Annotated in this window: 8 protein-coding genes; 1 reads left to right on the top strand and 7 read right to left on the bottom strand. The window is 63.6% G+C overall.

All coding sequences use genetic code 11. The annotated features are described in order from the left end of the window. The 4 genes from ACHWRX_RS13750 to ACHWRX_RS13765 all read right to left on the bottom strand — a co-directional run. On the bottom strand, positions 1–123 hold a 123-nt coding region (locus ACHWRX_RS13750), incomplete at its 3' end, for a glutamate--tRNA ligase family protein (RefSeq protein WP_394659616.1). 116 nt (positions 124–239) lie between these two features. Beyond that, on the bottom strand, positions 240–2,396 hold the full coding sequence (locus ACHWRX_RS13755) for a catalase (RefSeq protein WP_394659617.1): 2,157 nt from the start codon (positions 2,394–2,396) through the stop codon (positions 240–242). 136 nt (positions 2,397–2,532) lie between these two features. Further along, on the bottom strand, positions 2,533–3,681 hold the full coding sequence (dapE, locus tag ACHWRX_RS13760; RefSeq protein WP_394659612.1) for a succinyl-diaminopimelate desuccinylase: 1,149 nt from the start codon (positions 3,679–3,681) through the stop codon (positions 2,533–2,535). 40 nt (positions 3,682–3,721) lie between these two features. After that, positions 3,722–4,390, bottom strand: a complete 669-nt coding sequence (locus ACHWRX_RS13765; protein WP_183616156.1) for a glutathione S-transferase family protein — start codon at positions 4,388–4,390, stop codon at positions 3,722–3,724. A 132-nt stretch (positions 4,391–4,522) separates the two neighbouring features. Between ACHWRX_RS13765 and ACHWRX_RS13770 the strand changes: the two genes are divergently transcribed. Beyond that, positions 4,523–5,155, top strand: a complete 633-nt coding sequence (locus tag ACHWRX_RS13770; protein ID WP_394659613.1) for a hypothetical protein — start codon at positions 4,523–4,525, stop codon at positions 5,153–5,155. A 34-nt stretch (positions 5,156–5,189) separates the two neighbouring features. Here the strand turns inward: ACHWRX_RS13770 and ACHWRX_RS13775 are convergent, their stop codons facing one another. The 3 genes from ACHWRX_RS13775 to yidC all read right to left on the bottom strand — a co-directional run. Next, a complete protein-coding gene (locus ACHWRX_RS13775; RefSeq protein WP_394659614.1) occupies positions 5,190–6,065 on the bottom strand; it encodes an NAD(P)-dependent oxidoreductase in 876 nt (291 codons plus the stop codon). Between the two features lie 67 nt (positions 6,066–6,132). Further along, positions 6,133–6,768, bottom strand: a complete 636-nt coding sequence (gene yihA / locus ACHWRX_RS13780; RefSeq protein WP_058735133.1) for a ribosome biogenesis GTP-binding protein YihA/YsxC — start codon at positions 6,766–6,768, stop codon at positions 6,133–6,135. A gap of 133 nt (positions 6,769–6,901) precedes the next feature. Beyond that, a partial coding sequence (gene yidC / locus ACHWRX_RS13785) for a membrane protein insertase YidC (protein WP_394659615.1) occupies positions 6,902–7,416 on the bottom strand: 515 nt, incomplete at its 5' end.

Raw genomic sequence — 7,416 nt, forward strand, 5'->3', positions numbered from 1 at the left:
GATACGCAGCAGGAAGCGGCCGCCGTGGCGTTTGGCCAACAGCCAGTTGTGCAGGGCAGCCCGCACGTTGCCGACATGGAGGAGGCCGGTGGGCGAAGGCGCAAAGCGGGTAACGATGGTCATGATCAAGCGGGGATTAGGCGGCGCGGGCGGGCAGGTCAAATGCCCGCGCGGCGAACCGTATTTGACCATAGAGCGCAAAGATCGCGGGGCAGGCACATGGCCTACCCCGCCGGTGATCAGCCTTTCGCCGGTTGCTCCGCCAGGAACCCGGCCGCGTCCAGATCCACCGTGAACTCACGCTCCCACAGGCGCAGGTTGCCGCATGCCTTGAGAAAGGCGTCCACCGATTTGGCGCTATCTAGCGGTATGATGCCCTCGTCCATGTCCTTCTCGGTGACGCCGGCGCGCTGGATAAACGGCAAGGCTTCCGGTGTGTAGCCGATGAACTTGCAGTGCGCGAACGCGTCGGAAACGAAGTCCTTGGCGGTCTTGTCCTCGGCAAGCATCGCCGCGCCCTCTTCAGATAGCACCAGTGCCACCGCATCGTAGAGGACCGAAGGGCCGCCATCGATCTTCTGCTTGCCCTCTACCATGGTGCCATCGTCCAAAGTGGCACCGGCGATCTTCGGCGCGATGATCTCGGACACCGCGCCCATCGCGGCCACGCTCTCCGTCAGCGCCGTGACCAGCTTGGCCGACGCGCCATCGGTGACAAGGATGCCCAGCTTACGCCCGGCAAAGCTTTCCGGTCCGCGCCCTACGATGCTGAGCGCCGGGCTGGCCGGCAGATCCGTGCGCGGTTCCACGGCCGCCTTTTCCTTGGGTGGCAATTCCTTCAGCCCCAGGCCACCTGCGACGACCTTGGCCAACGTCTCGTCGATATTGCGCAAATGGCCGACAATCTTCTGGCGGATGTCGACCCGCTCCACCTTCGAAAGCTCGAACACCAGGGCATCGCCGATATGCTTCTGCTCGATCGGCGCCTGGCTGATGAAGAACTGGCGCGCCTGGCTATAGTGATCAGCGAAGCTGGCTGAGCGGACCTGCGCCTTGCGGCCGCTCTCCTCGGCAGGGAAATGGCGATAGCCGGTGGTGGGGGATTCGCGCGGGTTGGGGCCCGATCCGGCCCAGCTGTTCGGCTCATAATTCACGCGGCCCTTGGGATTGCGCATCGCCATGTGCCCATCCTGCTGGAAATTCATCACCGGGCAGCCGCGCGGCTGGTTGATCGGTATGTGCGCGAAGTTGGGCGAGCCCAGGCGCTTGAGCTGCGTATCAAGATACGAGAAGTTGCGGCCCTGAAGCAGCGGATCGTTAGTAAAACCGATGCCGGGCACCACGTTCTGCGTGCAGAACGCCACCTGTTCGGTCTCTGCGAAGAAGTTCTCCACCCGCGCATCCAGCACGAAGCGGCCGATGATGCGGACGGGTATCTGCTCTTCCGGAATCAGCTTGGTGGCGTCGAGCACGTCGAACTCGAAGTTGTCGGCAAATTCGTCGTCGAACAACTGTACACCCAGGTCCCATTCGGGCGGCGTGTCCTGATCGATCGCGTCCCACAAGTCGCGGCGGTGGAAGTCCGGATCGGCGCCGTTGATCTTAACCGCCTCGTTCCACATCACCGACTGCAGACCCTGCCTGGGCTTGAAGTGGAACTTGACATACGTGCCCTTGCCCTCGGCATTGATCAGCCGAAAGGTGTGAACGCCAAAACCCTCGATCGTGCGGAACGAGCGGGGGATCGTCCGGTCGGACATGATCCACATGATCATGTGCATCGATTCCGGCGTCAGGCTGATGAAATCCCAGAAGTTGTCATGCGCCGTCTGAGCCTGCGGAAAGCCGCGATCGGGCTCTTGCTTGGCGGCATGGACCATGTCGGGGAACTTGATGGCGTCCTGGATGAAGAACACCGGGATGTTGTTGCCCACGATGTCCCAGTTGCCCTCCTTCGTATAGAACTTGGCGGCGAAACCGCGCACGTCGCGCGCCAGATCGGGCGAGCCCTTGTTGCCGGCGACGGTGGAGAAGCGCACGAAGATCTGCGTTTGCTCGCCCACTTCGGTCAGCATCTTGGCGACTGTGTGGTCTTCCAGGCTTTCCGTCAGGGTGAAAGTGCCGTGGACGCCGAAGCCCCGGGCATGGACCACGCGCTCCGGAATGCGCTCATGATCGAAGTGGAAGATCTTTTCGCGAAAGTGGAAATCTTCCAGCAGCGTGGGCCCGCGATCGCCGACCTTGAGCGAGTTCTGGTCATCCGCGACACGGACGCCTTGCTGCGTCGTCAGCACATCACCGCCATCGTCCGCGATCTGGTGCAGTTCGCCGCCCGCACCGACTTCTGTGTCAAAGCTGCGTGCGACGTCTTCAGGACGGGTGTCTTCGCTGGTCATTTTGGTCATAGTCGCTTCCTTATTGGTCACGACATTGGCCCACAAAGAGCCTATCGCATTATAAGAATAACCGACCGGCGCGCAGGAAGTTGCTTGATTTTTATTTATTTACAAATATTTAGATCATAACAATTGTCTAGTTTGACGCCAGCGCTGCTATCGCGATCCGCCGGTAGATACGGGCGAGCACTTCCAGATCCGGCACCGCCACCGCCTCATCCCGCTTGTGCATCGTGGCATTGCACAGGCCGAACTCGATCACCGGAGACAAGTCCTTCAGGAAGCGCGCGTCGGACGTGCCGCCGCTCGTCGAAAGCTCGGGTTTGTGTCCAGTTTCGGCTTCGATCGCGGCGCTGACCATATCGGAGAACGCGCCGGGCGGCGTCAGGAACGCTTCACCGGAGATCAGAGCCCGCGCGCTACCACCATGGCGGGCTGCGATTTGCGTCACCTTTTCGGACAGGCTCGTGCCGGTATGTCGATCGTTGAAGCGGATCGAGATGCGCGCGCTCGCCTTGGCGGGGATGACGTTGTGCGCCGGATTGCCGACGGTCAGGTCGGTCACTTCCAGGTTCGACGCCTGGAACCAGTCCGTCCCCTCATCCAGTACCAGCGCCTTCAATTCGGTCAGCATCGCGACCAGCCGCGTGATCGGATTGTCCGCCAGGTGCGGGTAAGCGACGTGGCCCTGCACGCCTTCGACATCGAGGAAGATGTTGACCGAACCGCGCCGGCCGATCTTGGCCATATCGCCCAGCCGGTTGACCGAGGTCGGCTCTCCCACAAGGCACAGGTCCGGGATCGCCCCCACTTCGCGCATCTTTTCGATCAGCGCCAAAGTGCCGTAACGCGCCGGGCCTTCCTCATCCCCGGTGATCACGAAGCTGAGGGTGCCCGCTTCTGCCGGAATATCCCGCGCAGCCACGGCCATAGCCGCGATCGACCCCTTCATGTCCACCGCGCCGCGGCCATACAGCAGCTCGCCCCGGATCTCCGGCGCGAACGGCGCGCTGGTCCAACCCTCTCCAGGCGGCACGACATCCAAGTGTCCGGCAAAGGCGAAATGGCGCGAGCCCTCAGGGCCCCGCCGGATCGCCAGCATGTTCTCCACCGGACCATCCGGTGCTTCACCGGCAACGAAGCGGATCACCTCGAAGCCGATGGGGGCCAGTGCCGCCTCCAGGCAGTCGAACACCATGCCCCGCGCCGGTGTGACGCTGGGGCATGCGATCAGCGCTTGTGCCAAATGCGCGACGGTCTGGGGTGCGGCAGTGATCTGGGTCATGCCGCCCCTTCGCACATCGGGCAGGAAAGCCGCAACCGCCCTACTGCGCGGCGGGCATCTCGTACTGCTCGATCACCCATTGCTCCGCCTCGGCCCCGGCGATCCATTGCTGCATCCACTCGTGCTCCCACACGGCCTGCATGTAGGACAGGGCGAAACCGGGCACGCCGATGCCATATGTGCGAAAGCGGCTGACCACCGGCGCATAGATCACATCCGCCGCGCAGAACGTGCCGAACAGGAACGGCCCGCCCTTGCCGAACCGCGCCCGCGCTTCGGCCCACAGCGTCAGGATGCGCACCACATCGGCCTGCACCTCCGCCGAAAGCGTGAAGCCGGAGGCCGATGCCCGCACGTTCATCGGGCAGGATCGACGCAGCGCCAGGTAGCTGGAATGCATTTCGGCCACCATCGATCGCGCCATGGCACGCGGGCCGTCGTCCTTGGGCCAGAAGCGATCGCGCCCTACCTTGTCCGCCAAATATTCGATAATCGCCAAGCTGTCCCACACCACGGCCTCGCCATCCCACAGGACGGGCACCTTGCCGGACGAGGGCGCGAGCTCCTCAGCGCTGCGCTTGCGCTCTTCCCAATCCTCTCCGAGGATGGGCACGGTCAGTTCCTCGAATGCGAGGCCCGACTGCTTGACGGCAAGCCAGGCCCGCAAGCTCCAGCTCGAATAGTTCTTATTGCCAATGATCAGCTTCATGGGCGGCGTCCCTCCTGCTGGCCCATCGCGCCTAGAGGTTCAGATTTCGCTTGTCGAGGATGAACAGGAGCGTCGCCTCGACCGGGAACCGCGCAAGGCGATCACAAGTTGATGGGGATCGAGGAGACATTCATGCGCAAGGCCGATTTCTTTGTCATGAGCGCGATCGTCATGCTGGCCGGTTGCGGCGGCAACGGCGCTCCCGAAGCCAACGCGAGCAACGCCCCGTCCGATGCGCCGACAACCGAAGCGGCCATACCGGCTCCCAGTGAGGCGGCGGCTGCTACGTCTGACACGGCCCCGGTGATGCCGCCGCCAGTGCCGATGCCGCCCGCACCGCCGGCTTCGGATATCGGCGCGCCGCCGCCCGCACCCCCTGTGAGTTCGTTGACGCCCGAGGCAATGAAGGGCGTGAAGGGCGCGCGCGCCGTGCTGCTGACTTGGGCTCGCGCCCTGGAGAACCGGCAGTTCGGCACTGCCTGGGACCAGTTCGGCAACCCGCCCGCCAGCCGCGCCGCGTTCACCAAGTGGTGGCAGCGTTATCGCACGATCACCGTCTCCGCGCCCACCGGCGAAATGGAGGGAGCTGCGGGGTCATCCTATTACACCGCCCCCGCGATCGTCACCGGCGAAACGATCGAGGGCAAGCCCTTTCGATTGCAAGGCGATGTTATCCTGCGCCGGGTGAACGATGTGGACGGCGCTACCCCGGCCCAACTGCGCTGGCACATTGAATCGGCGGATCTGAAGGCGGCGGGGTCGTAAGGTTGCCTGCGCGCCTAAGAAACGGGCCGCAACCTCAATCCAAACCCGCATCTGCCGCGATGATCTTGCCGATCCCGGACCAGTCGATGTCCTCGCCCTCGCGCGCGATAGTGGAAAGCAGGTGATCGCGCACTACGCCCAGCACCGGCATCGGCACGCGCGATGCCTCGGCCGCCGCGCCGACCAGCCGCATGTCCTTCAGCCCTAGGGGCGCCGCGAAGCCCGCCGGGCGATAGCGTTCCTCCACCAGCATCTTGCCATAGTTGCGATGGACCAGCCCGCCGAACAGCGTTTCGGTCAGCACTTCCATCATCGCGGCGCGCTCAACGCCGTTCTTTGCGGCCAGGGTAAGCGCCTCGGCCATCGTCTCGATCGAGGCCATGATCAGGAAATTGCCTGAAAGCTTCACCACGTTGGCCTGGCTGGGCTTGTCACCCACCACGAACGTGCGCTGGCCGATCGCGTCGAACAGAGGCTTGCAGCGCGCCAGATCATCGGCCTCCCCCGCCGCGACCACGAACAACTTGGCCACCGCCGCGGCGTCCGGCCTGCCGAATACGGGCGCGGAGACGAAACGGCCACCCTTCGCCCGGTAGGCCTGCTCCAGACGCTCTGCCAGTTGCAAGCTGATGGTGCTGAGCGAAACATGCAGCGCCGGGGATTCACCGGACAGCAAGCCATTCTCGCCAAAGCAGACCGCTTCCAACGCCGCATCGTCCGCCAGCATCGTGGCGACGATATCGCCATTCCCCGCCTCCGCGGGAGAGGCTGCGCGCCTGGCTCCCTTGGCGACAAGATCGTCCGCCTTGTCCGAGCTGCGGTTCCACACGGTCAAGGCATGGCCCGCCGCCAGCACGTTGCCTGCGATCGCGTGGCCCATCTGGCCAAGCCCGACAAATCCGATGTTCATACCATTGATCCTGACTACCAAGTCCGCCGCCCGCGCTCATGTAGAAACGCGGGCGCGGCTTACCAGATCAGGTGGCGATATCACCCAGCACGGCGGCGCGAAGCTCGGCGATGCCCAGGCCCTTCTCCGAGGAAGTGACATGGACGACCGGATAGGCGGCGGAATGCTTGCGCGCTTCCGCTTCGGTATGCCGCGTAACGGCCTCCAATTCGCTGGCCTTGATCTTGTCCGCCTTGGTTAGGACGATGCGATAACCGACTGCCGCCTCGTCCAGCATCTGCATCATCTCGGCGTCGACCGTCTTCACGCCGTGCCGGGCGTCGACCAGCAGCAGCGTGCGCTTCAGCACCACGCGGCCCCGAAGAAAATCGCGAACCAACCGCCGCCACTTCTCGACCACGGCGGGCGGTGCCTTGGCAAAGCCATAGCCCGGCATGTCGACCAGCCGGAACACCAGCGGATCGCCGACGTCGAAGAAGTTCAGCTCCTGCGTTCGGCCCGGCGTCACCGAAGTACGCGCGATGGCCTTTCGCCCGGTGATGGCATTCAGCAACGAGGATTTGCCCACGTTTGACCGACCGCACAGCGCGATCTCGGGCGTGATCGGATCGGGCAGGAACTGCAGCTGCGGGGCGCTCAGCAGGAACTGGACCGGCCCGGCAAACAGCTTGCGCGCGCGTTCGATGTCATCTTCGTCAGTCATGCTCTATCTCCGTTCGTGCCGAGCGAAGTCGAAACACGCTGATGCCGCCCTCCCGCGTATCGACTTTTCGCTCGACACGAACGGGACGTGGCTATGATTGCCGGCCCCTGCCTCTGGCCCCAGGCCCGTGAAGTTAGCCCTTCGCCGCAGCCGCCCGCTGCTTATCGGCGGCTTCCTTCTCGGCCATCGCCTTCAACTGCGGATGGCGGCTGTAGAGGAACTTTTGCTGCACGATCGTGAGGACGTTCGATGTGATCCAGTAGATCAACAGGCCGGCCGCGAACGGGGCCATCACGAACATCATGAACCAGGGCATCAGCATCATCACCTGCTGCTGCGCCGGATCGCCCTGCGCGGGGTTCAGCTTCATTTGCAGGAACATGGTGACACCCAGGATCACCGCCAGCACACCGATCGCCAAGAAGCTGGGTGGATCGAACGGCAGCAGGCCGAACAGGTTTAGGATGTGCAGCGGATCGGGTGCGGACAAGTCCTTGATCCACAATACGAACGGCTGGTGCCGCATCTCGATCGCCAGCATCAGCGTCTTGTACAGCGCGAAGAACACCGGGATCTGCAGGAAGATCGGAAGGCAGCCCGCCAGCGGGTTCACCTTCTCGGTCTTGTACAGCTCCATGATCTTCTGCT

This window comes from uncultured Novosphingobium sp. (assembly GCF_964277725.1).
GTDB classification, from domain to species: Bacteria; Pseudomonadota; Alphaproteobacteria; order Sphingomonadales; family Sphingomonadaceae; genus Novosphingobium; species Novosphingobium fluoreni.

Excerpts from the sequence above, each read along its gene's own strand:
- ACHWRX_RS13770 (WP_394659613.1), top strand. The coding sequence starts at position 4,523 with ATGCGCAAGGCCGATTTCTTTGTCATGAGCGCGATCGTCATGCTGGCC.
- ACHWRX_RS13775 (WP_394659614.1), bottom strand. The coding sequence starts at position 6,065 with ATGAACATCGGATTTGTCGGGCTTGGCCAGATGGGCCACGCGATCGCA.
- dapE (WP_394659612.1), bottom strand. The coding sequence starts at position 3,681 with ATGACCCAGATCACTGCCGCACCCCAGACCGTCGCGCATTTGGCACAA.
- ACHWRX_RS13765 (WP_183616156.1), bottom strand. The coding sequence starts at position 4,390 with ATGAAGCTGATCATTGGCAATAAGAACTATTCGAGCTGGAGCTTGCGG.
- yihA (WP_058735133.1), bottom strand. The coding sequence starts at position 6,768 with ATGACTGACGAAGATGACATCGAACGCGCGCGCAAGCTGTTTGCCGGG.
- ACHWRX_RS13755 (WP_394659617.1), bottom strand. The coding sequence starts at position 2,396 with ATGACCAGCGAAGACACCCGTCCTGAAGACGTCGCACGCAGCTTTGAC.